27 protein-coding genes are annotated in these 25,100 nt (G+C 47.7%); 12 read left to right on the forward strand and 15 right to left on the reverse strand.

Annotation, left to right across the window (positions count from 1 at the left end):
- Positions 1–226: 226 nt before the first annotated feature.
- Genes F0P94_RS13055 through F0P94_RS13065 form a run of 3 tightly spaced genes read left to right on the forward strand, consistent with a single transcriptional unit; the run spans position 227 to position 2,440 of the window.
- Entirely contained in the window at positions 227–1,282 is a 1,056-nt protein-coding gene (locus tag F0P94_RS13055; RefSeq protein ID WP_150904344.1) for a lysylphosphatidylglycerol synthase transmembrane domain-containing protein, read from the forward strand.
- Positions 1,266–1,757 carry a D-glycero-beta-D-manno-heptose 1-phosphate adenylyltransferase gene (gene rfaE2, locus F0P94_RS13060; RefSeq protein ID WP_150904345.1) on the forward strand — a complete coding sequence of 164 codons (492 nt, stop codon included), beginning with the start codon at positions 1,266–1,268 and terminating at the stop codon, positions 1,755–1,757. The genes F0P94_RS13055 and rfaE2 overlap by 17 nt, the downstream gene beginning before the upstream one ends.
- Before the next feature lie 2 nt (positions 1,758–1,759).
- Positions 1,760–2,440, forward strand: coding sequence for a zinc metallopeptidase (locus tag F0P94_RS13065; RefSeq protein ID WP_225307215.1), 681 nt, complete (start codon positions 1,760–1,762; stop codon positions 2,438–2,440).
- 91 nt (positions 2,441–2,531) lie between these two features.
- On the opposite strand, the gene F0P94_RS13070 is transcribed toward F0P94_RS13065, so the two are convergent.
- Entirely contained in the window at positions 2,532–2,849 is a 318-nt protein-coding gene (locus F0P94_RS13070; protein ID WP_150904346.1) for a DUF6252 family protein, read from the reverse strand.
- A gap of 438 nt (positions 2,850–3,287) precedes the next feature.
- On the opposite strand from F0P94_RS13070, the gene F0P94_RS13075 reads away from it, so the two are divergent.
- A complete protein-coding gene (locus F0P94_RS13075) occupies positions 3,288–4,430 on the forward strand; it encodes an acyl-CoA dehydrogenase (RefSeq protein ID WP_150904347.1) in 1,143 nt (380 codons plus the stop codon).
- Positions 4,431–4,595: 165 nt separating this feature from the next.
- Positions 4,596–5,522, forward strand: a complete 927-nt coding sequence (locus F0P94_RS13080) for a helix-turn-helix domain-containing protein (RefSeq protein ID WP_150904348.1) — start codon at positions 4,596–4,598, stop codon at positions 5,520–5,522.
- A gap of 238 nt (positions 5,523–5,760) precedes the next feature.
- On the opposite strand, the gene F0P94_RS13085 is transcribed toward F0P94_RS13080, so the two are convergent.
- The 3 genes from F0P94_RS13085 to F0P94_RS13095 are packed head-to-tail and all read right to left on the reverse strand — an operon-like array spanning position 5,761 to position 7,587.
- Entirely contained in the window at positions 5,761–6,519 is a 759-nt protein-coding gene (locus tag F0P94_RS13085; RefSeq protein ID WP_150904349.1) for a geranylgeranylglyceryl/heptaprenylglyceryl phosphate synthase, read from the reverse strand.
- Positions 6,500–7,198 carry a hypothetical protein gene (locus F0P94_RS13090; protein ID WP_150904350.1) on the reverse strand — a complete coding sequence of 233 codons (699 nt, stop codon included), beginning with the start codon at positions 7,196–7,198 and terminating at the stop codon, positions 6,500–6,502. The genes F0P94_RS13085 and F0P94_RS13090 overlap by 20 nt, the downstream gene beginning before the upstream one ends.
- Before the next feature lie 2 nt (positions 7,199–7,200).
- Positions 7,201–7,587 (reverse strand): phage holin family protein, encoded by a 387-nt coding sequence (locus tag F0P94_RS13095; RefSeq protein WP_150904351.1) that lies wholly within the window; start codon positions 7,585–7,587, stop codon positions 7,201–7,203.
- Between the two features lie 153 nt (positions 7,588–7,740).
- Here F0P94_RS13095 and F0P94_RS19915 point away from each other — a divergent pair, with 153 nt between their 5' ends.
- Positions 7,741–8,826 carry a DnaJ domain-containing protein gene (locus F0P94_RS19915; RefSeq protein WP_150904352.1) on the forward strand — a complete coding sequence of 362 codons (1,086 nt, stop codon included), beginning with the start codon at positions 7,741–7,743 and terminating at the stop codon, positions 8,824–8,826.
- A gap of 241 nt (positions 8,827–9,067) precedes the next feature.
- Here the strand turns inward: F0P94_RS19915 and F0P94_RS13105 are convergent, their stop codons facing one another.
- The 5 genes from F0P94_RS13105 to F0P94_RS13125 all read right to left on the reverse strand — a co-directional run bounded on the left by F0P94_RS13105 (position 9,068) and on the right by F0P94_RS13125 (position 13,728).
- Positions 9,068–10,420 carry an HTTM domain-containing protein gene (locus F0P94_RS13105; RefSeq protein ID WP_150904353.1) on the reverse strand — a complete coding sequence of 451 codons (1,353 nt, stop codon included), beginning with the start codon at positions 10,418–10,420 and terminating at the stop codon, positions 9,068–9,070.
- Positions 10,421–10,508: 88 nt separating this feature from the next.
- Entirely contained in the window at positions 10,509–11,012 is a 504-nt protein-coding gene (locus F0P94_RS13110) for a hypothetical protein (RefSeq protein WP_150904354.1), read from the reverse strand.
- A gap of 342 nt (positions 11,013–11,354) precedes the next feature.
- Positions 11,355–12,353, reverse strand: a complete 999-nt coding sequence (locus F0P94_RS13115; protein WP_150904355.1) for a DUF6929 family protein — start codon at positions 12,351–12,353, stop codon at positions 11,355–11,357.
- 130 nt (positions 12,354–12,483) lie between these two features.
- A complete protein-coding gene (locus F0P94_RS13120) occupies positions 12,484–13,068 on the reverse strand; it encodes a carboxymuconolactone decarboxylase family protein (RefSeq protein WP_150904356.1) in 585 nt (194 codons plus the stop codon).
- Between the two features lie 105 nt (positions 13,069–13,173).
- Positions 13,174–13,728, reverse strand: a complete 555-nt coding sequence (locus F0P94_RS13125; protein WP_150904357.1) for a peroxiredoxin — start codon at positions 13,726–13,728, stop codon at positions 13,174–13,176.
- A gap of 431 nt (positions 13,729–14,159) precedes the next feature.
- On the opposite strand from F0P94_RS13125, the gene F0P94_RS13130 reads away from it, so the two are divergent.
- Together F0P94_RS13130 and F0P94_RS13135 are read left to right on the forward strand one after the other, a co-directional pair.
- Positions 14,160–15,092 carry a hydrogen peroxide-inducible genes activator gene (locus F0P94_RS13130; protein ID WP_150904358.1) on the forward strand — a complete coding sequence of 311 codons (933 nt, stop codon included), beginning with the start codon at positions 14,160–14,162 and terminating at the stop codon, positions 15,090–15,092.
- 204 nt (positions 15,093–15,296) lie between these two features.
- Positions 15,297–15,983 (forward strand): TIGR02117 family protein, encoded by a 687-nt coding sequence (locus F0P94_RS13135; RefSeq protein ID WP_150904359.1) that lies wholly within the window; start codon positions 15,297–15,299, stop codon positions 15,981–15,983.
- Between the two features lie 412 nt (positions 15,984–16,395).
- Here F0P94_RS13135 and F0P94_RS13140 read toward each other — a convergent pair whose 3' ends face one another.
- The 6 genes from F0P94_RS13140 to F0P94_RS13165 form a co-directional block, all read right to left on the reverse strand.
- Complete coding sequence (locus F0P94_RS13140) at positions 16,396–17,178, reverse strand: hypothetical protein (RefSeq protein WP_191907037.1); 783 nt, start codon at positions 17,176–17,178, stop codon at positions 16,396–16,398.
- A gap of 64 nt (positions 17,179–17,242) precedes the next feature.
- Positions 17,243–17,917, reverse strand: coding sequence for an HAD-IA family hydrolase (locus F0P94_RS13145; protein ID WP_150904361.1), 675 nt, complete (start codon positions 17,915–17,917; stop codon positions 17,243–17,245).
- 21 nt (positions 17,918–17,938) lie between these two features.
- Complete coding sequence (locus F0P94_RS13150) at positions 17,939–18,568, reverse strand: carbonic anhydrase family protein (protein ID WP_150904362.1); 630 nt, start codon at positions 18,566–18,568, stop codon at positions 17,939–17,941.
- Between the two features lie 52 nt (positions 18,569–18,620).
- Positions 18,621–19,532 (reverse strand): bestrophin family protein, encoded by a 912-nt coding sequence (locus F0P94_RS13155; RefSeq protein WP_150904363.1) that lies wholly within the window; start codon positions 19,530–19,532, stop codon positions 18,621–18,623.
- Positions 19,533–20,103: 571 nt separating this feature from the next.
- Entirely contained in the window at positions 20,104–20,703 is a 600-nt protein-coding gene (locus tag F0P94_RS13160; RefSeq protein WP_150904364.1) for a YdeI/OmpD-associated family protein, read from the reverse strand.
- Positions 20,703–21,254, reverse strand: a complete 552-nt coding sequence (locus F0P94_RS13165; RefSeq protein WP_150904365.1) for a DUF1697 domain-containing protein — start codon at positions 21,252–21,254, stop codon at positions 20,703–20,705. Before F0P94_RS13165 ends, F0P94_RS13160 begins: the two co-directional genes overlap by 1 nt.
- Positions 21,255–21,479: 225 nt before the next feature.
- Between F0P94_RS13165 and F0P94_RS13170 the strand changes: the two genes are divergently transcribed.
- The 4 genes from F0P94_RS13170 to F0P94_RS13185 all read left to right on the forward strand — a co-directional run bounded on the left by F0P94_RS13170 (position 21,480) and on the right by F0P94_RS13185 (position 25,022).
- Positions 21,480–22,259, forward strand: a complete 780-nt coding sequence (locus F0P94_RS13170; RefSeq protein ID WP_150904366.1) for an oxygenase MpaB family protein — start codon at positions 21,480–21,482, stop codon at positions 22,257–22,259.
- A 223-nt stretch (positions 22,260–22,482) separates the two neighbouring features.
- Positions 22,483–23,094 (forward strand): rubrerythrin family protein, encoded by a 612-nt coding sequence (locus F0P94_RS13175; RefSeq protein WP_191907038.1) that lies wholly within the window; start codon positions 22,483–22,485, stop codon positions 23,092–23,094.
- Between the two features lie 165 nt (positions 23,095–23,259).
- Positions 23,260–23,649, forward strand: coding sequence for a hypothetical protein (locus F0P94_RS13180; RefSeq protein ID WP_150904368.1), 390 nt, complete (start codon positions 23,260–23,262; stop codon positions 23,647–23,649).
- Positions 23,650–23,756: 107 nt separating this feature from the next.
- Positions 23,757–25,022, forward strand: a complete 1,266-nt coding sequence (locus tag F0P94_RS13185; RefSeq protein WP_150904369.1) for a T9SS type A sorting domain-containing protein — start codon at positions 23,757–23,759, stop codon at positions 25,020–25,022.
- Positions 25,023–25,100 lie beyond the last annotated feature (78 nt).

A 25,100-nucleotide genomic window follows, 5' to 3' on the forward strand; every position in this document is an offset into this window, starting at 1 on the left:
GTGATAAACCTGATTGGTTTGAAATAAGGATAACGATTAGGCTTGTGCTGGGCTTGGTCAGATCGGGTGATAAGGCATTGAAAGCCAGTGTGTATTTTCGTTTGCAGGATCAGGGAGTAAACTGTTCCGGGGAAAATGTTTACTTTTGTAAGTTCAGGACTGAAACGGTGGCACATAGCCGGCTTTTTTGCCTGAAAAGATACCGTTTTCATTTTCTTTTGCCTTCATGAAGAAGCTGCTTAACATTTTAAAATACTTCCTGCTGTTTGCCCTTTCCATGTTCCTGATGTGGTACGCCCTGAAAGGAATCGATTTTCAATTGGTTTTAAAGCAGCTTCAGAAGGCCAATTATTTCTGGATCTTTGTTTCGTTAACCATTGCGGCAACCGGTTATTTCAGCCGGGCCTACCGCTGGAAAATGCAGATCGACCCTACCGGCCATAAGGCAAGTTTTTGGGCGGTTTACAATGCCATGATGGTGGGCTACCTGGCCAATCTGGTGCTGCCCCGCGCCGGCGAAGTGATCCGCTGCAGCGTTTTAAAACGGACCGATGCCATTCCGGTTAAAGTTTCTTTGGGAACAGTAATTACGGAGCGGGTAATAGATCTGGTTATTCTGCTAAGTTTAATCACGCTTACCTTTTTTGTGGAATTCGACCGCCTGCACGAATTTTTCCTCGGCTTCTTTAACGACAAGTACAATTCCTTTCAGGAAAACAGCTTTCTGATCTATAGTATTGTCGGCACGATGCTGCTGCTTACGCTGGTTGGGGTGATATTGCTGATCATTTACCTGAACCGCCTTCGGGAGAACGTCTATTTTGTGAAGCTGGTAACATTTATCCGGGGTATCCTGGACGGCGTTTTCAGTATCATGAAGCTCGAAAAGAAAGGTGTATTCGTTTTTCATACGCTTTTTGTGTGGTTCACCTATTATATAATGGGCTACATTGCCTTTTTTGCCATTCCGGCAACCAATGGTCTGGGATTGAATGTGGCGCTGGCCGTGTTCGTGATCGGTGGTCTGGGAATGGCGGCGCCGGTGCAGGGCGGGATCGGTATTTTTCACCTGATGGTACAAGCCGCTTTGCTGCTTTACGGGCTTTCGAAAGAATCCGGAATGGCTTATGCGCTCATCGTACATACTTCGCAGACCTTGTTGGTAGTTATAATGGGTGGAATTAGTTTTGTAATGAGCATGCTGAAAAGCCGCCGGCAGCCGGAAGAAGCCTTGCTGTCCGAAGAAAATGAAATAAACGTAGCCCATGACTTCAGCCGATAAGATCTATACCCTGCAAAATTTACAGCCCGTACTGCAAAAATGGCGGGAAGAAAACCAACAGATCGTGTTTACCAACGGCTGCTTCGATCTGTTGCATCTGGGGCATGTAGATTACCTGGAAAAAGCCCGCGCTTTAGGCGATAAAATGGTGGTTGGTTTGAATACCGATGCTTCGGTAAGGCGTTTGAAAGGCGAGGAAAGGCCTTTGCAGGACGAATTGGCACGTGCCCGCATCATGGCAAGCTTATTGTTCGTAGATGCGGTAGTGCTTTTCGACGAAGAAACCCCATACGAACTTATAAAAGCAATTCAGCCCGATATTCTGGTAAAAGGCGACGATTACCAGATAGCGAACATTGTAGGCGCGGATATTGTTTTGGAAAAGGGCGGAGAAGTGAAAACCGTTTCGCTCGTGAAAGGCTATTCTACAACCAACATTGTAGAAAAAGTAAAAAAACAATTAAACAATAAATAACGATGGCAATTATTTTAATGATCGTGATTTTTGCTGCCAGTGCCCTGGTGCAGTGGCGTTTGCGCAGCAAATTCAGACAATATTCCGAAGTAGGCTTGCGGAACGGCATGAGTGGCCGCGAAGTAGCCGAACACATGCTCGCCGATTATGGCATTACCGATGTGCGCGTAATTTCCACCGAAGGCCAGCTGACTGACCACTACAACCCGGCCGATAAAACCGTTAACTTAAGCGAAGGCGTTTATGCTTCCAGAAGTGTGGCCGCCGCTGCCGTGGCCGCCCACGAATGCGGGCACGCCGTGCAGCACGCTACAGCTTACAGCATGCTGAAATTCCGTTCGGCTATGGTGCCTGCCCTGAGTGTAGCTTCCCGTTACATGCAGTGGATCATCCTGATCGGTATTCTTATGATGCAGACTACCCCGGTTCCGTTGGCAGTTGGCGTAGGTTTATTTGCCTTAACTACTCTGTTCAGCTTTATAACCCTGCCGGTTGAGTTCGATGCCAGCCGCCGCGCGCTTGCCTGGATCGACCAGAAAGGCATTGCAACGCAGCAGGAACACGGTATGGCCAAAGACGCTTTGAAATGGGCAGCTTTAACCTACGTGGTAGCCGCTTTAGGTTCTTTGGCAACCCTGCTTTACTACGTTTCTATTTTAATGGGCGGCCGCCGCAGCGAATAATACTTTTTAAGCCGGAAACGGTAGCGTTTCCCGGTGCAAACCTCACAGGTTTTAAAACCTGTGAGGTTTTTTGCTTTTTAAAGCAACAGAATCAATAGCCATATTTTACATCGAACCGGCCATCGGTAATATGCACGGTTCCGCAACCTGGTTTGGTAACAGAAAAGCTAAACCGGCCGGAAACGATGTAATTGATAGAGTCGAGGCGGGTAATTTCCAACGTTCCGGTATTTAAACTGTCGGTCTCGTATTCGCAATTGTTATCTATGGCAAAACTGCCGTATTGCTTCTGGTACATCGACAATTTATAGGTGCCGGGTGAAATTACCCCTCCAAAAACCCGGACAGCAATTCTTTCATCATTTTCCAGGTCCAGCTTGGCTCCAACTACCCAAAATTGTCCCCTCATATAGCTTGCATCCAGATTACTTTGCATGAAACCCCCACTTCCGGAATTCACCCAAGCTTTGCCGTTAACCAGGCAGCCAAACGTGTTTTTGCCTTCTTGGGTTTCTTTCGGAAGTTGCTCCAGCGGCGGGATGTCTTTCTACTTACAAGCCTGAACCCAGATGAAAATCGAAAGCAGTATTAGAATTGAAGCAAACTTTAGCGGGGGTTTATAGAGGAAGGGCATATAGTAAAAATTGGTTGGTGGTATAACGAGAATGCAGGTTTAAATTACCGCTTATATTTTGTTGTATCCAAGAAGGCGAAGAGAAAAACGATAGGAAAAACCGGCCGAAAAAGTACCCTTCCTGGCAGAACAATTAATTCCTGCTTTCTTGTAAAGGAAAATTTCTATTTTTGCACATCGAACCTAATTCTGCAAATTTATAAAAGCTGAAATATGAATTTTGAACTTACCGAAGAACAATTGGCGGTACAGGCGGCTGCCCGCGATTTTGCTCAAACCGAATTGCTGCCAGGCGTAATCGAGCGCGACGAGCACCAGAAGTTTCCGGCCGAACAAATTAAGAAGCTGGGCGAACTGGGCTTTTTAGGCATGATGGTGGACCCGAAATATGGCGGCAGCGGCATGGATACCATTTCGTACGTACTGGCCATGGAAGAAATTTCCAAAGTAGATGCGTCGGCTTCGGTAGTAATGTCGGTGAATAACTCGCTGGTTTGCTGGGGCCTGGAAAAATACGGAAACGAAGAGCAGAAACAGAAATACCTGACCAAACTTGCCACCGGCGAAATTATCGGCGCGTTCTGTCTTTCTGAGCCGGAAGCCGGTTCGGATGCTACGAGCCAGCGCACCACTGCCGAAGATAAAGGCGATTACTACCTGCTGAACGGTACCAAAAACTGGATCACCAACGGCAGCACCGCTTCTGTATATATAGTAATTGCCCAGACCGACGTAGCGAAAGGTCACCGCGGCATTAACGCCCTGATCGTAGAGCGGGGCATGGAAGGCTTTGTAGTTGGCCCGAAAGAAAATAAACTGGGTATCCGCGGTTCCGATACGCACTCTTTAATGTTTACCGACGTGAAAGTGCCGAAAGAAAACCGGATCGGCGAAGATGGCTTCGGTTTTAAATTTGCCATGAGCACACTGGCTGGCGGCCGTATCGGTATTGCTGCCCAAGCCTTGGGTATTGCTTCCGGCGCTTACGAACTGGCGCTGAAATATTCAAAAGAAAGAAAGGCATTCGGCGTAGAGATTTCCAAGCACCAGGCCATTCAGTTCAAACTGGCCGATATGGCTACCAACATTGATGCCGCCCGTCTGTTATGCTTACAGGCTGCTTCGGATAAAGACAACCACCGCGATTACGGTAAATCCGGCGCGATGGCAAAATTATTCGCTTCCAAAACCGCTATGGATACTACTGTTGAAGCGGTGCAGGTACACGGCGGTTATGGTTTTGTGAAAGAATACCACGTAGAGCGTTTAATGCGCGATGCCAAAATAACCCAAATTTACGAAGGTACTTCCGAGATACAGAAAATAGTAATTTCGAGAGAGTTGCTTCGCGGCTAAATTAATAATTTCAGAAGAAAAATCAGGGAATCTGCCATTTAACACCAATATAACCAGTTTGCTATTATAATTATTTTCTAGTGCATTTTGGATTGTATAAAAGATATTGTTAGTTTTATGGCAGATTTTTATAATTGCTGATTTTCTACTTAACTCTTCAGAATCATGGAAGATTACAATAAGGTGATCGAATCGCTGGGCGTTCGTTTCATAAAAGCTAAAAACCAGGTACTGCAGCAGCCATTTGCCGTTCGCAATTTTTATGATGTTGGCAACAACCTCATTTTATTGCACAACGGTACCTTAGCCTTCGGCGACGAGCAACAGGTAGTGGAAGAAGGCGAACTGCTCTTCATTCCGGGTGGTCGTAGTACCAAGATCTTTTACGGAAACGCGGAAACTACCAAGCCGATCTCCAACGACGACCTGATCAATAACCGGGATAAATTCTTCCGGAACAACAACGACCTCGATGCCATTGGGGAAGCCGACGAAAGTCACTCCTTTGTAAGCTTCGAAGCCAAGGTTTTTGATTCGGTTAACTTCTTTGCTTCCCTGGATGTACCGGCGTTCCTGATCTCGAACAATTCGAAACTGGCGAACCTGGTAATTAAGGTAGTAGAAGAAAGTATGCAGGACCTGCCGGGCAAAGAGCGCGTGATCAGCCTTTACACCGAACAGATCGTGGTAGAAATTATCCGCTACATCCTGAAAAACAAGATGTTCGTGGAGCAATTGGCTACCAACTCTACGTACTTCAAAGATCCGCGTCTGATCGACCTGTTCAACTACATCAAGGAAAACCTGGGCGGCGACCTGTCGAACAAGGTGCTTTCCAACGTAGCGAACGTGTCGGAAGATTACGTAGGCCAGTACTTCAAAATGCTGACCGGCATTAACCCACAGGACTACATCGAGTACCAGCGCATGGAACGTGCCGTATTCCTGTTGCGCACTACGAAGAAAAGCATCCGCGAAATCGGTAAAGATGTGGGTTACAAAGATACCGCTTACTTCTGCCGTCGCTTTAAAATGATGTTCGGTATTCCGGCCGGTAAAATGCGCCGCCGCGAATCTGCTATGAATAACTAAGCGAAACGCTTATAAAATAGGAAAGCCCTGAAGCCGGAAGGTTTCAGGGCTTTTTTGTTTGAAATTAAACCGGAAAGAAATTCAATGTAATCCTGTATTCACACGTCTTCGTAGGGACATTTCGCGACCCAATGCCGTCAACTTAAGCATTTTTATTAACTGGTATCGCTGTTTCGGACATAGATGTCTGAAAGAGCAATAATTCCTTAAGTTGACGGCATTGGGTCGCGAAATGTCCCTACACCAACTCCTGATTAAAACTTTTCAATACTTCCGAAACCTCGGGCAGAAAACCGGCATTCTTTTCAATTTCGTTACCGATTACAATTATATCGGCGCCGGCGGTTAGGGCGGCTTCGGCTTTTTCTTTGGTATTGATGCCGCCGCCAATAATTAAGGGAATATCGATAGAATTTTTAACGGCGCGGATCATTTCGGGGCTTACAGGCTTCATGGCGCCGCTGCCGCCGTCTACGTAAATGAATTTCATGCCTAAGAGTTCGCCGGCCATGGCGGTGCATGCGGCAATGGCGGGTTTGTCGTAGGGTAGTGGGGTGGTGCCGCTCATGTAGGAGGCCGTAGTCTGGCGGCCGGTATCTACGAGCATGTAGCCGGTAGGTATTACTTCCAGGTTGCTGGCTTTTAATATAGGCGCGGCTAAAACGTGCTGGCCGATTAAGAGGTCGGGGTTGCGGCCCGAAATAAGGGAGAGCAGCAGAATGCCGTCGGCCTGGGAATCGATGTGAAGGCTGTTGCTGGGGAAAAGGATAACCGGAATGGTAGAGTTCTCTTTAATTAACTGAATGAGAGCAGCCTGGTTGGATGTGGTAACCAGGCTGCCGCCCATAAAAAAGTAATCTACGTGGTGGGCTTCGCTTAAAGCCAGAATTTTTAAACAGCTTTCCCGGGTCAAATTATCGGGGTCCAGCAATACGGCGAAAGCCTTTTGGTTGGTTTCGGTTTTTAAAAGCTGATTTTTATAAATGCTTGCCCGCATCCGTGTTCAGGTAAGTGAAGTCTACATCGTGGGTTTCAGAACCCTTATCCGTAGCAATATCGTAATTTTTAACCACATATTCTTCGGCTTTTTTGCTCAGGTAAACCAGCAGGAAAGCCATGGCCTGGGTAGCCAGCGACCGTACAAATTCGGACTCAAAGAAAGACTTGTGCTGTTCGGGTTCGCTGGCCGCGTGGTAATGCTGGTGCAGGGAATATTTGCCCGGCAGGTTGCGTTGCGGTTCGAACACCTTGGCCGGCGTGTTGTAAAACGAACTGCTGCCTTCTTCGGAAACCGGCTGGTTAAAATCGAGCGGCGATCCAAAATTCACTTCATCGTCGTAACGGGGCTGGTGCTCCGGGTAAACCTGGTTGCTGCCGGCAGGTTGCACGCCGCCGTTTTTCAGGTAGAAGCCTGAATTCGGGTTGGTGCTCTGGCTTTGCAGGAGCTTCATTTTCGCTTTTTTCTTCTTCCGCTTTTTAGTGCCGCCAATAATCAGTTTGCTCACCATCCAGACGCCGGCCATGGCGCCGCCCAGCAGCAAAGCGCCCTTGCCTATCTGGGTAGTCTGGTCTTTCAGGCCGGCAACGTCGCTCATCAGGGCATTTTTGTATTCCAGTTTCTGGCGTTCCAGAAATTCTCTTTCATCATCGAAGATCGGGTTTTGCACGTCGCTCATATTTATTTTGCAGTTTTATCGTTTTTGTAGATCGTATTTTCAAACGTTTTATCGGCCAGACCCTGGAAGGTTTTTTTATCGAGGCCAAAGAAGAAAATCAGGAACAGAATAAGGTAGAAAGCGGTTATAATGCCGAAGCCCCAGAACCGGCTGTCGAGCAGGTCGTTTAAAAGCAGGCCCAGGAAAACGTTCAGGAAGATGAGCGCCATAAAAGCGGTAAAGCCGAGCATGGTTGCGTGCAGAATTCCTACAAAACCGGCCTTCATCTTGTTCTGGATCTCGAGCCGGATCAGGTCGATGCGGGTGTCGATGTAACCCATCAGGTTGGTCATGATGTCGCCGGGCCGGCCTGTTTTGGACGGATCGTTATGGTTGTCAGCGTTGGTCATAGAGGCTTCATAGTTTTAGTTGAGAAAAGTATACGGTTTCGGGTAAAAAAATGATAACCTGAAATTGGTTCGTTCGGGAGGAATTACGAAGTTTAACCTTTTAGGGCTGAAACAATACCGTTTTTGTTAAATTAAATATTAGAGAGGAACCTGGTGCAGTTAAACTACTATTCGGTTTTAGGGTTGAAACGAACGGCTACGACGCCGGAAATTAAAGCCGCGTACAAAAAACTGGCCGTACAATATCACCCCGACAAGCACCGCGGCGACGTTTCCTACGAAGAAAAATTCAAGCAGGTAAGCGAGGCCTATCAGGTTTTAGCGAACCCCCAGAAGCGCCGGATCTACGACCTGAAGCTCGATTATGCTGCTCAGCAGCAGCGAACCCAGCAATATAACCAGCAGGCCTACCAGGCGGCGCGGCAACGCCGTCCGGCCTCGGTGCACGAGCGGCATTACCGCCCCATTCCCAAACGCCGCTTCTCCAAACGCGACTGGCAGATAACGGTTGGGTTCTTGGTGGCCATTATCCTGTTCAGCCTGGTGGTGAAAACGGTAATGGATTTTGTGACGGCTCAGAACCGCTTCCGCAACGCCACTACGTTTATGGAGCAGCAGCAATGGAGCAGTGCCCACAGTCTGCTTTCCGAAGCCATCGATTTTGAGCCCCGTTTTTCGGAAGCTTATCAGAAGCGCGGTTTTATTAACCAGAACGTGTACAAAGATTACCGGGCCGCCATAGAAGATTACAACATGGCTATAAGGCTGAACGAAACGCCGCTGGCCGAAACTTATTTTAACCGCGGGCAATGCCACGTACAACTCCGGAATTACCAGCAGGCCGAAGCAGATTTTTCTACCGCCATCGACTACGATCATAATTTCAGAAGGGCTTATTTATACCGTGGCGAGCTTCGTTTGCTGGAACTCAATGCCTGGAGCGGTGCCATTTCCGACCTGACCGATTACCTGAAAAAGCCGCTGGAAGAAAAAGAAAAGAACAAAGCCCTGCTGTACCGCGGCTTCGGCTTTTACCTGACCGATAAATACGACCTGGCCATAAAAGATTACACCACCGCCCTGAAAACCGACACGAAAAACGGCCGGCTTTATTACCTGTTGGGCAAAGCCGAATATTCCCTAGATCAGCATGCCAAAGCCTGCCGGCATTTTACCCTGGCCTATAATTTAGGCTACGAACCGGCTATTCTGGATTGGGAATCGTTGTGCGCGAGATAATAAGCTTGTCTGAAGCCGTGGTAGCTTCATTCACAAGAAATGCTGGTCTAAATTTAAATTTTGACCTATATATAATCTGAAGTTTTCAACTTCAGTGAGGCGACAGCCTCAAAAAGGCTGTTTCTGAAAGGAGCAATGGTAATTAATACCCCCCCCCCCCCTTAATTGCTCATGGGGAGGCTTTGCAGGAATGAAACAGCCTTGCGCCTGAAACCGGTTTTTAGCAGGAAAAACTACCGTTTTATTCTGCTTGTTTTTCTTCTTCCTTAAGAGGCAAGATCCAGACATACGATTTCAAGCTTCTTTTCTCGGCGGCTAAATTCACGTCGGGGTTTATAAAAACCTGTCCGCTCCGGCCGTTCAAGCTGTTCTGACTGCCTACATACACCTGCACATGTTTATGGCCTTTCCGTTCGTATTCTTCCGCCAGAAAATGCGCAAATTGTAATATCAGATCGGGCTGGTCGGCCATTTTGCGGATCTGGTTTTCGGTAAGGTAATCGGAAGTATTTATGGAAAAGCGCTGCTGCTGCGGCCCGGGAACAATAACCAGGAAATTGGTGAAGCCGGATTTGGCGCGAAGCATCATGTGCCACGAGAATTTGTGCCCTTCTTCGGTCCAGTTTACTTTGCCGGGGTAAAGGAAATGCCGGAACGGAATGAAGAGCTGCAAGGCCGCATACGTCAGCAGGCTGTAAGTAAGCAGGTTTTTATAACGGAAAGCATACGGTTTCGGCGTAATTTCACCCTTAAAGGCCGGAATGAATTTGCAGAAGAACGGCAGTTTGCGTGGCCACGACGGGCTGAAATAAAGGCTCGTAAGCGTAAGCGAAAACCAGGGGAACGTGGCCAAGCCGAAGATCAGGACATTCGACAAATGGAACATGGCCGCCAGAGTGAAGCCCAGCCAGCGGGTGCGGCGGTACAAGAGTAAGGGCGCAAACAGCAGATCGAATACCAAGCCGGCATAACTCATGATCCAGGGTGTGACTTCGTGCGCCAGCACTCCGCCAATTACCGGTTTGTCTGCTTTGTAGCTCATCCAGAGTTTTAATGGCCGGGCTAAAAGCCAGTCTTCGTGCAGTTTGGCCAGGCCGGCATAAAAGTAAACCACGCTTATCTGGAACAAAAGCAGGTATACGGTCCAGGCGGGTGTCCAGCTTCGTTTCAATTCTGGTTTACGCCAGACATCTACGGAAAAAGCGCGGTGCGCCGGCAAAAACATGAGCCAGAAGCAAAGCAGGCAATACAGGTAGAAGTGGTTTACGAATTCGGTTTCCTCCATTAAAAACAGTAAGGAATACCCGATAAAAAGTACCACCGTGGAAATGCGGTAAAAGGCCCCCGCGGCTACAAAGAATCCGGCTAAAATAGTAACCGCCCAGAGCGCATACATGCCCGTTTCCGGAAAAGGCTTCAGCCAGGGAAAGAACAAGTACGAAAAATTGAATCTGGGCTGAATGTAATTCAGGTAATCGCCGGTGAAGAACTGGTTTATTTGTTCGGCAGAAAGCAACATGCCCGCCACGATCCGGAAAAAGGCCAGCGAAGCAATGTCTATGGGTTTAAAAAGAATTTCTTTCAGGCGCTGCATACGTGGCCGAAGTTACGGGTTTTACGCGGAAGTTTCGATTGTGCTAAACCTCACAGGTTTTGGAAACCTGTGAGGTTTTCCATGTGAACTATTGCGCTACCGGCCAAGCTTGCTTTAACGCTTCGGCGGCAGCTTCCGGCTTTTGCGTGCCGATAAGCAGTTTTTTGCCGCTTTTGAATACGATCTGCATGCCCATGTCTCCGGTAACGTTGTACGCTTTTCCACCGAAACCATAGCGCCAGCCCCAACCGCCGAATTCACTAACCGGACTATATTGACGCACGTAGATCTGCTCTATTTCCGGCCAGGAAAATTGCCGGAATTTTAAGTGAAGCGGAAATAATTTTACGGCAATGCCGCCTTCCGTTATCCGGGTTTCGAGCCGGAGAAGCATGAACAAAGCCACCGTCGGAATAATCACGACCAGGGCAAGCACCAGTCCGGTACTGGTGGCGGCGTCCGCAAAAGGTTCGGGTTTCTGTAATTCGTGGTATAACCCAAAAAATGGGATGAATGCTGAAAAGATCAGAAGCAGCCAGAGCCACCATTGTTTAAAGCGTTGCGTTTCGGAAAAAAGGATCTTTGCTGCCATGCTTTCAAGATAACAATTCCCGGCTTTCTGTACAAATCACTTGATGTTTTCTGGCCTGTTTTATTCCTGCAGGGTAATTCCAGCGTTTCGGCTTTTTGCTGTTTCGGACATCTCTGGCCGAAACCATTTTTGTTGCGGATATCCTCTTCCGCGTGCTAAAAATACGGCGACAAGGATGTCCCCGGCAGGATTCTTCCGGACAGAGATGTCCGGAAGAGCGGGAGCGGTTAGGATGTCCCGAAGAGTTTTTTAAGAGCTTTTTAAATTGGTGGCACCTGGATATAATCCCTCTTTTCGTTAAAATAACGGGTTTAGCGGCATGGTTACAGGAACAGCATTGCATTAAAACCTTAATCGAATTTCCAGGATCTTGGAGCCGCCTTTATCATCGTCGGTCAGCGCAAACGCGCGTATAGTACCGTCCGTTTCCGTACCGGCGTATTCGATCGATTCCACTTTTTCGATAACCGCCTTTCCTTTAGAGTCAGTTAGTAAGGCTACTGCCTGTACCGGCTCCGTTTCTAATTTATCCAGATTCAGGATGCCGATAAAGCTGCCCAGAATTTCACCGTCGGCGATCCAGTTTTGGGTATTTTCTACTGAAGCGGTGAACAATAGTTTGTTCTCATTTCCTAACTGGCAAGCGCCGGAAAGCCCGGGAACTACGCCTTGAATATTGGGAAGCTGAAGTCGATAAGTTTTCATTTGCGGATTCTGGCCGGTGGGTTTTTCCGTTATAAAGGCTATCGTTTCCCGCCAGTTCAGTTGTACCAATACGTTGTGCCCGCGGTTAAACAAGTAAAGGTATTCGCCGGCCAGTGCACTGGCTTCCACGTTCATGTCGGCATTCGTTAGCTTAGCAGTAGTTTTTATTAATTCGTATAAAGGTTTTAAAGAATAGGTTTTCGGATTTTGCAGGTTATCCAGTGCCACTACCAGTAGCGAATCCCGCTCCGGCGATTTGCTGCCCGAACCGAAAGCCACCAGACACTTTTTGCCGGCAATTTCTCCAATTAGGGCGCTTTCATAATCCGGTTTCAGGGCTTTGGGGATCCGGAAATCGGTAAAACCGGTGGTATTGCTGATTGGAAATTTCTGCCCCTGGTCGAACCTCCGCGACAAACGGAAAAAGTAAGGCGAATCGTCGGTAATGATAAAGGCATGTTCGCCGTAAAATACGAGTCCCGAACCCGAAGGAATGGAATCGAGCACGGTTTCTTTTTGAACGATGGCGGTAAACTTAGCGGACATTTTTTCTTCGGGCGCTTTCTTTTCGTTGGCCGATTTGCAGCCGGAAAACAGTAGAGAACTAAAGCAGAAAACTAAAAGCAACTGTTTCATTTAATAGCATTTTTAAGAATAGTATTAACTGCCGTTTACGGAATTAAGTTAGCCTGAAACAAAAAACACCCTGCCGGTTCTGGCAGGGTGCTTCGCTTGTACTTAACGATTCAGGTGAGAGGCCGAATGGTTAGAACAGGTTAATAAAGCCTTTTACCACCGCCGTCAGGCGAATGGCATCGTAAATGCGGGCTTCGGTGGCGCCGTGCTGCATTACGCTTTGCTCGTGAGCATTCACGCACATTTCGCAACCGTTCACCGCCGAGATAGCCAGACTAGTGAGCTCAAAGAATTCCTTGCCCAGTACCGGGTTCATCATGATGCTCATTTTGATGCCGGCCGGCGTCTGGTTGTAATATTCTTTGTTCGTGAAGTGGCGGAAACGGTAGAAAATGTTGTTCACGTTCATGAGCGAAACCAGGGCAAACAACTCGGTAATCTCTTCCGAAGTAGCGCCCTCGCCGGCGGCAAGCTGGCTGAAAGTAAGCTTCAGGTTTTCGTGTTTCTCGTTTATAGCCACCGCCAGCGCCAGCAGATAGCTTTCTTTTTTCGTCAGGTTGGCATAGGAAAGCGCATTGTTCAGGTTAATGCGTAAATCTCTCAGGTAACGGTGGTCTTTATCGGCCAGTAATTGTACGCCGTCGTTTAGCGGAGCTTCGGTCAGGTTATAGTCCTGCAGCAAACGCTCCAGCGTTTCATTTTTTATATCGAGCATGATGTTAATTTGAAGATTTGAAAATTTGGAAATTTGAAGATGAAGCTGGTTTTGAAATCTGGAGATGGAAGAATCATTTGCAAATCTTCACATCTCCAAATCAGATTAAGCTTCTATCGTTGCTTCGCCTTTTTGCCAGTTGCATGGGCAGAGCTCGTCGGTTTGCAGGGCGTCGAGCACGCGGAGCACTTCGTTCACGTTACGGCCTACGTTCAGGTCGTTTACGCTCACCCACCGGATAATGCCTTGCGGGTCAACAATGAAGGTTGCGCGTAAAGCAACTTTCTCGTGCTGCTCCAGAATGCCCAGCTCTTCGGCTAAAGATTTGGAAGTGTCGGCCAGCATCGGGAAACGTAGGTCGCGTAGGTCGTCGTGGTCTTTACGCCAGGCTACGTGCACAAATTCGTTGTCGGTAGAAGCGCCGATCAGTTGCGCATCGCGGTCTACAAAATCCAGGTAATGCTTGTTGAACTCGGCAATTTCGGTAGGACAAACAAACGTAAAGTCTTTCGGCCACCAGAACATTACGAGCCACTTGCCTGAAGCTTTAATTTCTTCGGAGTTCAGTTCATAAAATTCCTTGCCGTTCTCGATAGAAACTGCTGCCGTTTTTTTGAAATCAGGAAAGGTAGAGCCGATGGATAAGATTCTGTTTTGCATGGTTTATATATGTTTTTTGGTTTCTGATGATGCAAAATTGCAGCCTTTCCGTTTATCAATCAAACTGATATTTTCTATCTTTGTATAGATGGAATTTATGATGTATGACCCCACCCTAACCCTCCCCTAATTCAGGGGAGGACTTTTGATCGGGAATGCGTGAGAAAACCACCCCCGGCCCCTCCTTGGAAAGGAGGGGAGCTATTTTTCTGCAAAATCTTAACTTTTGTAGTTTTATTCCGGCTTTTCCGGAAAGCAAAACGCCAGGTCTAAGGTTAAAAAGTTAATTAGGAACAGTACCGAAAAGCTCCCCTCCTTTTCAAGGAGGGGTTCGGGGGTGGTTGCCCACGTAAGCCAATCAAAGGTCCTCCACCTAAGTTCTGGGAGGCGGGCCAACAATTTAACAATTCAGCTTTGTAGCAATTTAAAATATGAACCTGCAACAATTAGAATACATCGTAGCCGTAGACCGGTACCGGCATTTTGCCCGGGCGGCGGAGAACAGCTTTGTCACCCAGCCTACGCTTAGCATGATGATCCAGAAGCTGGAAGAGGAACTGGGAATCAAGATCTTCGACCGGAAAAAACAACCCGTGGTGCCAACCCGAGAGGGCGAGGAAATTATTATGCGGGCGAAACAGGTACTGGCGGAAGTGGCACATTTAAAGGAATATGCCGCCGAGCTGAAGGGCGAAGTTACCGGCGAACTGCATCTGGGTATTATCCCGACGCTGGCGCCTTATTTACTGCCTTTGTTTTTAAGAAGCTTTTCGCAACGCCACCCAAACCTGAAGATCTACATCAAGGAAATGGTAACCAACGATATCATTTTAAAGCTGAAAACAGGGGAGCTGGACATGGGCATTCTGGCAACGCCACTGCACGAAGAACAATTAAAGGAGCACCCGTTATTTTACGAGGAGTTCTTTGCTTATGCCTCTAAAAGCGAGAAGCTGAGCGCGAAAAAGTACCTGGCACCGAAAGAAATAAACCTGGAGAATCTGTGGTTGCTGGAGGAAGGGCATTGTCTCCGGAACCAGGTATTCAACTTATGCGAACTGAAGAAACAGGAAGCGGAACGCGATAACTTGCACTACGAAGCCGGGAGTATTGAAACGCTGATAAACCTGGTAGATAAATACGAAGGCCTGACCATTATTCCGCATTTTGCCATCCTGAATTTAACGCCCGGCCAGAAAGAAAAAGTGCGTGAATTTGCCGAGCCGAAACCAGTGCGCGAAATCAGTTTGGTGGTGTCGGAATCGTACCCGCGGCGGAAACTGGTGCAGGAATTACAGGCGGTTATTAAGCAGGTGGTGCCGTTCGGGCAGGACTCTCAGAAACGGAGCGTGCTGGATATTTAATTTTCCTCCGGAAACGCTACGGTTTTGCCCGAAAAAACCATCAGGCGGCAACAAACCAGAAAAAGCAGGGTTTCCTTAAGAGAAGGAGGAATGAATAGTAAGTTGGTGAACTAAAATGACCGTATAACCTGAAGGCAAAAGGGTAATTCCCTGAAGCGTAGTCATTTATAGATTTTCAGCCCAGATGCTAATATCCAGATACCAATGTCTTCATACTTAAAACAGATCTTCAGGGTATTAGGGAAAACCATTGGTTTTCTATCAGCTTTCCTGCTATTGGTTTTCATGATCGTTACGGCTATCGGGCTTATTCCGGTAAATACTTCTTTTGCCCAGGCACCGGAAGGGATCGAGATTTACGTGATCGATAATGGTGCGCATACGGATCTGGTGCTGCCGGTAAAAACGCCCGTTATTGACTGGCGAAACCGTCTGCCCGTTTCCGATTACCGCGCTGTAGACAGCACCTGGCAGTATGTGGCGTTTGGTTGGGGCGACCGCCTTTTTTACATGGAAACTCCGCAGTGGAAGAACCTGAGGCCGTATGTAGCGCTGCAGGCTGTACTCTGGCCTACGCCCAGCGCAATGCACGTCAATTATATTCGCCGGCGCTTGCAGCCGGATAAAGATCAGCGGCCGGTTATTTTATCGGAAGCCCAATACGAAAAACTGGTAAACTACATCCTGCATTCGTTTCAGCAACAGGATGGCAGTTTTTTACTTATTCCTGGCGGCGGCTATTCCGGCGACGATAATTTTTACGAAGCGCACGGCCATTTCTCCTTCCTTAAAACCTGCAACACCTGGACCAACAACGGCTTAAAAGCCGCCGGCATAGAAACCGCATACTGGGCCATTTTCCCCTGGACGGTGATGAAATACCGGCGGTAGCTCAATACAGGAATCCGCTTTGCTATTGAATTAGGAGCTATTTCATAAATAAGAAGCTATCTCATAGCCAGGTGTCATGTTTCGCTGGCGCTACCCATGGCATAATTAGAAACTGCATAAAATATTGCGTCATCCTGAGCACAGCGAAGGACCTCGTTGGCTCCCGGTAGAGGGTTTACCACTAAATTCCGGCAAGGTCATTCGCTATCGTTACCCATGACATGTTAAAGCAGCACGTTCCAAACCTGTGAGGTCTCCGAGACCTCACAGGTTTCTTCCAGCACAGGCCATAGTGAACTTCAGCTGTCATCGCAACTTTAAGAAATTTCTACCCAAAATTTTCCTAACTCAGGATGACTGCTTTTTTGACTGAATTACTATTCATTGCCGTCTGCTTTAGATGACGGAAAGGTTACAAATCCCGGGCCTGCAGCAGCAAGGCCGCACAGGCATTGGCTAACAGGAATTTCTCGGCCGGCGGCACTTCCTTCAGGTAAACCGTGCCCCGGTCGATTAACGAAACGGCCGCCACCGGCTCATTTTGCTTGTTGCGGATCTCGTACCCAACCGACCCGATGGGGAAAGCAACCGGACCGTTTTTACCCTGCACTTTATTTACCGGCACAATGGTATAATAATTCTCCGGCGACTGCATTAACGAACCGGCATAATTCCGGGAGATCTGGATGGCGCGGTTGTCGAGGATCAGTTGCCAGGGTTGCGTTTCCGGAGCAGCCAGGATCTGAGCGTAGAACTGGTTGTCGGTATCGATGCCGATGCTGAGAAAATCGAGCATGGTGTTGAGGCCGGAATTGGGGTTGCCGATTACCAGGTCTTTTATCCGGATGTTGGTGGCGCAGTTTACTTCGGAGGTTTGGTTCTGGTCGCCTTGCAGCTTGAAATGGAACTTCTGCTTTTTGGTGATGTGGTTAAAACCCACGCCGGAATCGCCGATAAAAACGCCCGAAAGCCCCTGGGTGCCCTTCGTCCAGGAACGTTTTACTTCCCGGGTCTGGAAATCGCCGAAAGCCAGTTGCTGCTGCTTAAACAAGGGCTTTTTATTCGTAACGGCGTATTCTTTTTTCTCCGGCCACTGGCTGTCGTTCAGGGCAATTTTTACGGGCGTGCAGCCGGCGAAAAGCGCGGCAAAAAGGAGGGAGGCAAGCAATACTTTTTTCATCGGAAACAGTAGCATTTCTTAGGTATTTAACGCTGAGACAATATCTGAAGGCTGTACCCTTAAAGCTGAAAGGAAGAATTTACCTTTTCTGAATCAAATCTTCAACCGAAGAGGCTTTTGAAGAAATAGAAAGCAGGCCCAGAATCTCTTCCGGCGAATGGACAATGAAATCGGGGTTTTCGGATTGAACCAGTTCCTGCGAATCGAAGCCCCAGCTTACCCAGCTTATTTTTATGCCGCACTTTTTACAGGCTATTACGTCGCGCACTTCGTCGCCTGCATACAGTACGTTTTGGGGTTGCAGTTGGTGGGTTTTCAGGAATTTCCGGAGCATTTTATCTTTCCCGAAGATCCGGTTCGAGCAGATCACGTGTTGCACAAATTCCAGATTATTCGCCTGCAGAAAAGTACGGATGTTCTGCTCGGAATTGGAGGAAAGAATGGCTACCTGTATGTTGTTGCGCTGCAGTTCGGTGAGCAGTTCCCGGATGCCGGGAAACAGGTTTATTTCGTGGAGGGAATGTTTGTAGAGCTGGTATAATTCGGCAGCTAAAAAGGGAAGTTTATACACCGGCCAGCCCAGCAAGCGGCAGCGCTCCGCAATAGACAGCTTCCGCAATTGTTCCAGTGCTTCAGGCCGGATAGGTTTGTAATGATGACGGTCCGCCAGCTGATTTATGGCCGAAATAGCCACGTGTTTAGAATCAGCCAGCGTACCGTCAAAATCAAAAACTACAAACTTTATAGCTTGCATGAAGGGTGAAGTTAAACGCTATTAATCCTGCAGGTAAAAGTCTACCTTGCCGGTTTCTACGTTGTACACGCCGCCGATTATCCGGATCTGGCCGTCTTTTTCCATTTCCGCTAAAATAGGGCTTTCTTTCCGGACGCGGGCCATGGTCAGGTGCACATTATTTTCGGTTACCTGGTTCACGAATGCCGGATTGCTGCCGGTGCGGTTTTCGGTTGTCCGGGTTTCCTGTTCTATAGCTGGTTTTACCTTATTCAGCATAGCAGTAATGTTGCCGAGCTCTACCTGGTTGCAGGCCCCGATAATGGCGCCGCATTTGGTATGGCCTAAAACCACCACCAGTTTGGAGCCGGCCACTTTACAGGCGTATTCCATGCTGCCCAGAATATCGTCGTTCAATACGTTGCCGGCAATCCGGATGCTGAAAATATCGCCCAGGCCTTGGTCGAAGACCAGTTCGGCGGAGGTGCGGGAGTCCATGCAGCTTAAAATGGCGGCGAAAGGAAATTGCCCGGCAGCAGTTTCGTTTACCTGCTGCAGCAAATTGCGGTTGGCTTTCAGGTTTTTAATAAAGCGGTCGTTGCCTTCCTGCAGAATGGTAATGGCCATTTCGGGCGTCAGGCTTTGCTGGGTTTCCTGGGTATGTGTTCTCATTTGGTGAAAGAAGTTGTTTGTTTTCCCGCAAGGTAAAAACCCAACATTAAAATCACATTAAATAGAAACTTTTTGGCGCAAAAGGTTCGGGAACATCGGTTTCTTCCAGGAGTTGCTTCAGGTTTATTTCAATGTTGCGGGCAATAGAGGTAACCGGCGTATCGGTGGGCCGGTCTACAAACGGGTCCTGTAAATAGGTGGCCGTTTTTTCCAGCAGAAAGAAGGTAGAAGAAATCAGGATCAGGATCGGGATTTCCAGCGGCCCCAGGGTTTCTACCAGGCCTAAGGAAAGAATGATGAGGAACAGGTAAATGAAAAAGTGCACCAACAGGCGGTAGGTAACCGGAAAAACGGTGGTGTTAATGCGTTCGGCCATGCCCATCGAATCGATCAGGCGGGTAATGGTATCGCTTATTTTTATTTGCTGAAACGCGTTCAGGGCCTCCTGTTCGTATAATTTTTTAAGGTCCTGCAGGTGCAGGTCCATGATGGCGTAATTCTTATTGCGTTGCGGTAATACAAAACCGGCCTCCGCCGGCACCAGGTACTTCAGAATAGAAGCCCGCGAATCCTGGCCGCGCAACGATTCGCCCAGCGCATAGCACCAGCCAATTTGCCGGTAAGCAATTTTCCGGAGCAGCTCTTTGATTTCGGTTGTGCCCAGTTTGTCCGGCCGTATAAAATTCTTTAATTCCGTAATCAGGGTGCGCGAATCGTTGGTAATAGCGCCCCAAACCCGCCGCGCTTCCCACCAGCGGTCGTACGACTGGTTCAGGTTAAACGCCAGCACCAGCGAAATGGCCGTACCCAGAATAGTAGGCAGCTGGGCAGGCATGGAAGGCAGGTAATCGTTGAAAAAGAATTTGAAAAAATTGAAGGTAAGCGAAAATAACAAAACACGGATTACGTCTACCCGGATCATGTTGTAAAGGTAGCGAAGAGGCAGTTTCTGGGTTATGAGCATAAAGAGCCGGAGGTTCTACGAATAAACAGGCCTATAAAACGCAACCGGCCGGGTAATGTTTATTTTAAATCCGGGTTGATGGAAGGTTTTTCAGGATAGCCTTTCTTTCGGATTACTGCTGGTGAATTGTTTTTTTCTTGCTGTCTGCTTTAACTAACGGTTTTAAAATGTTGGAAATACGGCTTAAGCCAAATTTCTGGGTTGAACAATAATCAAAACTAAGACTAGAGCCAATGAAGGGAATGCCTGCTATCCGTCAGCTAAAGCAGACGGCAATGATGATTGCACCGGGCAATTAATCCTTCCTTGTGCAAACCTAGCAGGGGAAAGGCACGATTATGCCCTTGAATAGGATGTAAAACAGCTTTTTGTCATCGCGACCAGAGGAAGAGATATCCGGAATAAGGTAGCAAAGCAGGAATAGAAGGTAGTATCAACTTGATGAAATCCCTCCTGACGTCGGGATGACCCGATAAATTTCTTTCCCCTGCTAAGTTAGCTTCCGGAGTGGTAAGAGAAAGAATAGAAGTATTTCCTCAACCAAAAAACGCTACCAAACTGGACCAAAAACTCACAACTTAATCGAATCCGAAAGAGCTTTCTTGCCATCGGCAAAAGGCTTCAGTTCCCGCTCGCAAAGCGCAATGATCCGTTGCAGGCGTTCGGCCCGCAGCGCAGGGTTCTTGATCTTTTCGAGTTGCCGGATGTAGATGAACTGGTTCGTGTTGCTCAGGCTCCGGAAAAAGATGAGCGCGGCTTCGTTCGCTTCCAGGGCGTCGTCCAGGTCTTTGGGAATTTCCTGTTTGGCTTTCAGGTGATAAGCGGCCTCCCACTGACCGTTCTGCTTCGCAATTTCTACCAGCTTCAGGCCGGCTTCGGTCATTTTTCCGGCGGCAATGAGTTTTTCTATGCGCTCCTGATTCACCACGCTCCACATGCTTTTAGGTTTTCGGGGCGTGAATCGCGTCATGTAGCTTTCTTCGTTAATGCCGTGGCGGATGCCGTCTATCCAGCCAAAGCATAACGCTTCTTCTACCGATTCTTCGTAGGTTATGGTGGGCTTTTTGGTGCTCAGCTTGTAATAGACCAGCCGGATCTCTTTGGCCGTTTCGTGGTTTTGCTCAAGCCAGTTGCGCCATTCCTGGCGGTTTTTTGCAAAGATTTTTTCCATTATTTGGCTACGGTTTCGGGTTGGCTCATTTCCACCAGTTTGTTTACTGTGCGCCAGTTGCGGGTGGTACAGGTAACTTTCAGCTTTTTCTCGAAGAACAGGTTTTCCAGTTTGGTGTTGCCATAGCCGTTGAAGCAGTACACGTACACTTCTCTGCCCAGAATGGTATACATTTCCGGTTCAAAAGTAAAGGCCTTAATAGCTTCCAGTTTATCGGGTTGCGGTTCTTCGGCCAGGAAGGTAACGTAGAGTTTTTCCGGGTCGAACTCTGCCATTTCCGCATAGGGGTTGCGCCTGAGTACCTCTTCCATTTCCTGCTTATTCCGGCAAATTACCGGTACCTCAAAACCGAATTGCTCCCGGATCTTTGCCGAAATTTTACTTTCCAGGTCTTCCGAAGTTTCGCTATCGAAAACCACGTTGCCGCTCTGGATGTAGGTGCGCACGTTCGTAAAGCCCAGATTCTCGAACAGGGCTTTCAGGTCGGGCATTTTAATTTTCTTGTGGCCGCTTACGTTTATGCCGCGAAGCAGGGCAGTATAAGTTTGCATGGTTCCGGATCAGGGTTTTCAGGCGCTGAAATTGCCGAAACAAAACCTGAAACGCAAATGAAAACCGGGAAGCGTATTGCGTTATTTGAAATTTTTGACTTTTATGTGTAAGAGTTTGATAATTAATTTATTACAACTTGTAAACGGTATTGGATTTGCTCCGGAAATTAAAATGGATTAGCCAAGGCGATCTCATAAATCGGTGTTTCTTTTCGTTTGAACAGTATGGAGTATTTTGTAAAGGAGGGTTCGGTGGTGCGGCAGATATGGAGTACTTCCGACATTATTTTGTTCATTTTTGCCGGGGCGGCGGCAGAGTTTACCTTAAACAAGACAGCCGATTGGCTTTATTTTACCGGGAAACTCCCCGGCGACCCGCTGGAACAACTTTTTTCTACCATAGAATACGCGCGGGAAATCGTTTTTTCGGAAAAGAGAGCAGCAGAAAGGGTGCTTGATGCGCTGGCAAAAAAACAGGCCCAGGCGGCGTATAAGTCCGGTGAAGCGCTGCCCGACCAGGCTTACCGCGATGTGCTTTTTATGCTGACCGATTACTCGATCCGGAGCTTTGCGTTGCTGGAGCGTCCGCTTACCCCTGCCGAAAAGGAGGAAGTTTTTGAAGTTTTTAAGTGCATCGGTTTACGCCTGGGCTTGCCGGACTTGCCGAACACCTTTCCGCAATGGCAGGCTATGCGGGCCGAACACCTGCTCCAGAGCCTCGGAAAAAGCCGCTTTACCACCGATCTTTGTAAGCAATATAAAAAGCACCTGGGCAATACCCGCTACCGCATTTTGCTGCAGGCGCAATTACTGGTTATCCCGAAACGCGTGCGTAAACTACTGAAAATTGGAAAAGCTTCGGTGTTGCAACCGGCCGTGCCACTTTACCGGTTAAGCCGCAAACTACGCCTCGATTGGGTTTTGAAAGTATTGCTGCTGCCGGCGAAGTATAAAGTGCAGGTTCAGGCGTTGAACCGGGCGCCGGGCAGGTTTAGTCTGGCTTAGGGCGCTGGTTAAAGGAAAGCTGCAGGCTGCTTCTCCGGAGCCTGCAGCATTTTATTTCGGGGTTTTGTGCGGTGCAAAATAATGGCTGCTGAACGTGTTACCTGGCCGATACGGGATTTTACTAAGCGCTACAGGCTATTAACTTTTTTCGGGTTGTCTGAACAAGTGATCCTTTGTTGTGGTGCGTAAGAAGTAAGGACAACTTAAAAGCCGATTTATGAAAATGATCTTACTTCTTTTTTTCAGCCTGGCCCTGTTCAGCTTTGTGCAAACCAAGCCGCAGGCTAAATCCCAAACCCAATCGCAAACCCTGAAGAACCTGCAGCAGGCCTATCAGGCCGAAGCCAATGCTTCCCGCAAATACGAAATGTTCGCGAAGAAAGCTGCTGAAGAAAAATACGACCAGGTAGCCAAACTTTTCCGGGCCATTTCCAAATCCGAAAGCATCCATATGGCTAACCACAAGGCAGCCATCCAGAAAATGGGAGGCAGGCCCGCCGAGGTAGTTTACGACAAAGTGGAAGTGCTTACCACCCGCGAAAACCTGCGCGGCCCCATTGGCGGCGAGAAAAAAGAAACCGAAGACCTTTACCCCGCCTTTGTAGAAACCGCCAAACAGGAAAAAGCCACCCAGGCCGCCAACTCGTTTACCTACGCCATGGAGGCCGAAGCCCAGCACGAAAAACTCTTTGAAGAAGCCCTGGCGCAGTTAGGCAAAAACCAGCCCGCCGACTATTACGTGAGCACCCTAACCGGCTCCACCATAAAAGTGCAGCCCGGCGGCAAGGCTCCCTCCGGCACCCTGCCCAACGAAAAATTTCAGAAAGTAGAATAACCCTTTAAAAACATAGTCCTGCTCACTCGCAGGCATTACAGAAAGCCGCAGGCCGATCCGGAGCTGGTCCTGCGGTTTTACTGTTTTGGGGTTTTGCCGTAGAAAGAATTTTTCTGTAAAAACAAATCTTAAAACATAGCAGCATACAATGAAACCGGACTGGCAATGCTTACGGGCGTAGCCGCTTTAACGGCAGTATGCGGATTATTAATGGACTGGGATAAAACCTGCCTTTTTAACCCGAAATGCACCCCGAACACCAAATTTTACGATGCTTTGTCAATCATGCTCGGCTCTTTCGTGAGCGCGAGTAGTTTGTGCCTTTCCCGCGCCAAACGCGGCCACCGTCAGCAGCAACTAAAACTCCGCGCTGCTCTGCCTGCCTTTTTCTGGACCGCCATGGCCGGCAGCTTTGCTTTCCCCTGCTCCAAAAGCCTGGATTCCGAACTTCCGGAACTGGTACCTAATGTCGGCCCGATCAGAATGATTGAAGGTCCGGCCGCGGTGATGATGCTGGCGGCTATCGAGTATGCGTTGGCGCCGAGGACAGATTAACGAGGCAAGATTAATAAATATGTTTTTGCATAGAATAGCTTATTAATTATTTGCTGTTTTGTTATTAGATTTACCTTTATAATTCATGTTCATTAAGATGCATATTTATGAAAAGGAAAATTTTATTCTTATTTAGCTTTCTCTCCATTTCTGTAGCTGAAGCACAATACATAGATCAACCACTCACTACTGTTAGCAGTTACCCAATAAGTAATATTTCAGTTGTAGATGAAAATATTGTTTGGGCAAAATTAGCAACTTTTGGCTTGTTTAAGACTGTAGACGGCGGCCAGAACTGGCAGTACTATGGTAATCTGGGAAGTAATTATAACAGGCCTGTTGAACTTTTCGCAAAAGATGGCAATACTGCTTTCTACATAGATACCTATACTGGGCCAGGCGGCGGGGGCGGAAAGTCCTATTCTATGACAACAGATGGTGGAGCAACTTGGGGACAGGCAATTTTTAATACAGGAAGCGGCACATTTAATACTTTTAACTACATCCATTTTTTCGATCCGAATAATGGTTACTTGCATAGTCCGCAGGGCTCTTACATTACTACTAATGGTGGAGCACTCTGGACGAATCTTACGTCAGCAAATTTTACAGGAAGTCAAACACCGGTTTCTGCAGCGTCTGTATTAACAGTATTAAACAATACCATGTGGGGCTTAGTTAGCGGAGGCAGAATGGCTAAATCAACCGATAAAGGTCAGAATTGGTCTGTTTTTACTCCAAGTGGAATTAATTCCACCTCTTTTATCAGCGCAACGGCTTTCACAGATACAAATAATGGCATTCTGGTAGAAGGAACACAGCTAAAAGGTACTTCAGATGGTGGTTTAACCTGGATAAATATTCCTCATACAGGTGAGTTCCGGTCAAAAATTGCAGGTATTCCCGGAACATCAAGTTATATAAGTACGGGTACGTTCTGGGGAAATGGCCCCTCAAACAACATCGGGGGTTTTGCCTTTAGCAATGATAATGGCTATACCTGGATGGTGCTTGATAGTTTTAACATTCACTCTGATGTAGGTTTTGCAAGTAGTAATGCAGGCTGGACAGGAGGCCACTATAAGATGCATAAATTTATTGGAAGTGCATTAGGGATCTCTGGAACTGATTTTAAAGAGGGTGATTTTCTCGTTTACCCAAATCCTGGTACCGGCATATTTAAAATTGAAAGCCAGGTAAAAGGAAATATTTCTTTTAAAGTAATGAATGCTCTCGGCAAAGAGATTCTGAAGCAAGAAATGACCAGCCTTAATAAATTGACTCTTGATTTTACAAACCAGCCAAAAGGGATTTATCTGCTGCAAATCTCAAATGAAAAGCAGCAGATTGTAAAGAAACTGGTTCTTAAATAATTCGTGGCTGATAATGTTTAATTCCAGATGAATAAGAAAGCCCTCTTTGTAGACAAGGAAGGCTTTCTTATTTACCCA

Origin of the sequence: Adhaeribacter soli, assembly GCF_008727925.1 — a bacterium.
GTDB classification, from domain to species: domain Bacteria; phylum Bacteroidota; class Bacteroidia; order Cytophagales; family Hymenobacteraceae; genus Adhaeribacter_A; species Adhaeribacter_A soli.

Excerpts from the sequence above, each read along its gene's own strand:
- F0P94_RS13055 (WP_150904344.1), top strand. The coding sequence starts at position 227 with ATGAAGAAGCTGCTTAACATTTTAAAATACTTCCTGCTGTTTGCCCTT.
- rfaE2 (WP_150904345.1), top strand. The coding sequence starts at position 1,266 with ATGACTTCAGCCGATAAGATCTATACCCTGCAAAATTTACAGCCCGTA.
- F0P94_RS13065 (WP_225307215.1), top strand. The coding sequence starts at position 1,760 with ATGGCAATTATTTTAATGATCGTGATTTTTGCTGCCAGTGCCCTGGTG.
- F0P94_RS13070 (WP_150904346.1), bottom strand. The coding sequence starts at position 2,849 with ATGAGGGGACAATTTTGGGTAGTTGGAGCCAAGCTGGACCTGGAAAAT.
- F0P94_RS13075 (WP_150904347.1), top strand. The coding sequence starts at position 3,288 with ATGAATTTTGAACTTACCGAAGAACAATTGGCGGTACAGGCGGCTGCC.
- F0P94_RS13080 (WP_150904348.1), top strand. The coding sequence starts at position 4,596 with ATGGAAGATTACAATAAGGTGATCGAATCGCTGGGCGTTCGTTTCATA.
- F0P94_RS13085 (WP_150904349.1), bottom strand. The coding sequence starts at position 6,519 with ATGCGGGCAAGCATTTATAAAAATCAGCTTTTAAAAACCGAAACCAAC.
- F0P94_RS13090 (WP_150904350.1), bottom strand. The coding sequence starts at position 7,198 with ATGAGCGACGTGCAAAACCCGATCTTCGATGATGAAAGAGAATTTCTG.
- F0P94_RS13095 (WP_150904351.1), bottom strand. The coding sequence starts at position 7,587 with ATGACCAACGCTGACAACCATAACGATCCGTCCAAAACAGGCCGGCCC.
- F0P94_RS13105 (WP_150904353.1), bottom strand. The coding sequence starts at position 10,420 with ATGCAGCGCCTGAAAGAAATTCTTTTTAAACCCATAGACATTGCTTCG.
- F0P94_RS13110 (WP_150904354.1), bottom strand. The coding sequence starts at position 11,012 with ATGGCAGCAAAGATCCTTTTTTCCGAAACGCAACGCTTTAAACAATGG.
- F0P94_RS13115 (WP_150904355.1), bottom strand. The coding sequence starts at position 12,353 with ATGAAACAGTTGCTTTTAGTTTTCTGCTTTAGTTCTCTACTGTTTTCC.
- F0P94_RS13120 (WP_150904356.1), bottom strand. The coding sequence starts at position 13,068 with ATGCTCGATATAAAAAATGAAACGCTGGAGCGTTTGCTGCAGGACTAT.
- F0P94_RS13125 (WP_150904357.1), bottom strand. The coding sequence starts at position 13,728 with ATGCAAAACAGAATCTTATCCATCGGCTCTACCTTTCCTGATTTCAAA.
- F0P94_RS13130 (WP_150904358.1), top strand. The coding sequence starts at position 14,160 with ATGAACCTGCAACAATTAGAATACATCGTAGCCGTAGACCGGTACCGG.
- F0P94_RS13135 (WP_150904359.1), top strand. The coding sequence starts at position 15,297 with ATGTCTTCATACTTAAAACAGATCTTCAGGGTATTAGGGAAAACCATT.
- F0P94_RS13140 (WP_191907037.1), bottom strand. The coding sequence starts at position 17,178 with ATGCTACTGTTTCCGATGAAAAAAGTATTGCTTGCCTCCCTCCTTTTT.
- F0P94_RS13145 (WP_150904361.1), bottom strand. The coding sequence starts at position 17,917 with ATGCAAGCTATAAAGTTTGTAGTTTTTGATTTTGACGGTACGCTGGCT.
- F0P94_RS13150 (WP_150904362.1), bottom strand. The coding sequence starts at position 18,568 with ATGAGAACACATACCCAGGAAACCCAGCAAAGCCTGACGCCCGAAATG.
- F0P94_RS13155 (WP_150904363.1), bottom strand. The coding sequence starts at position 19,532 with ATGCTCATAACCCAGAAACTGCCTCTTCGCTACCTTTACAACATGATC.
- F0P94_RS13160 (WP_150904364.1), bottom strand. The coding sequence starts at position 20,703 with ATGGAAAAAATCTTTGCAAAAAACCGCCAGGAATGGCGCAACTGGCTT.
- F0P94_RS13165 (WP_150904365.1), bottom strand. The coding sequence starts at position 21,254 with ATGCAAACTTATACTGCCCTGCTTCGCGGCATAAACGTAAGCGGCCAC.
- F0P94_RS13170 (WP_150904366.1), top strand. The coding sequence starts at position 21,480 with ATGGAGTATTTTGTAAAGGAGGGTTCGGTGGTGCGGCAGATATGGAGT.
- F0P94_RS13175 (WP_191907038.1), top strand. The coding sequence starts at position 22,483 with ATGATCTTACTTCTTTTTTTCAGCCTGGCCCTGTTCAGCTTTGTGCAA.
- F0P94_RS13180 (WP_150904368.1), top strand. The coding sequence starts at position 23,260 with ATGCTTACGGGCGTAGCCGCTTTAACGGCAGTATGCGGATTATTAATG.
- F0P94_RS13185 (WP_150904369.1), top strand. The coding sequence starts at position 23,757 with ATGAAAAGGAAAATTTTATTCTTATTTAGCTTTCTCTCCATTTCTGTA.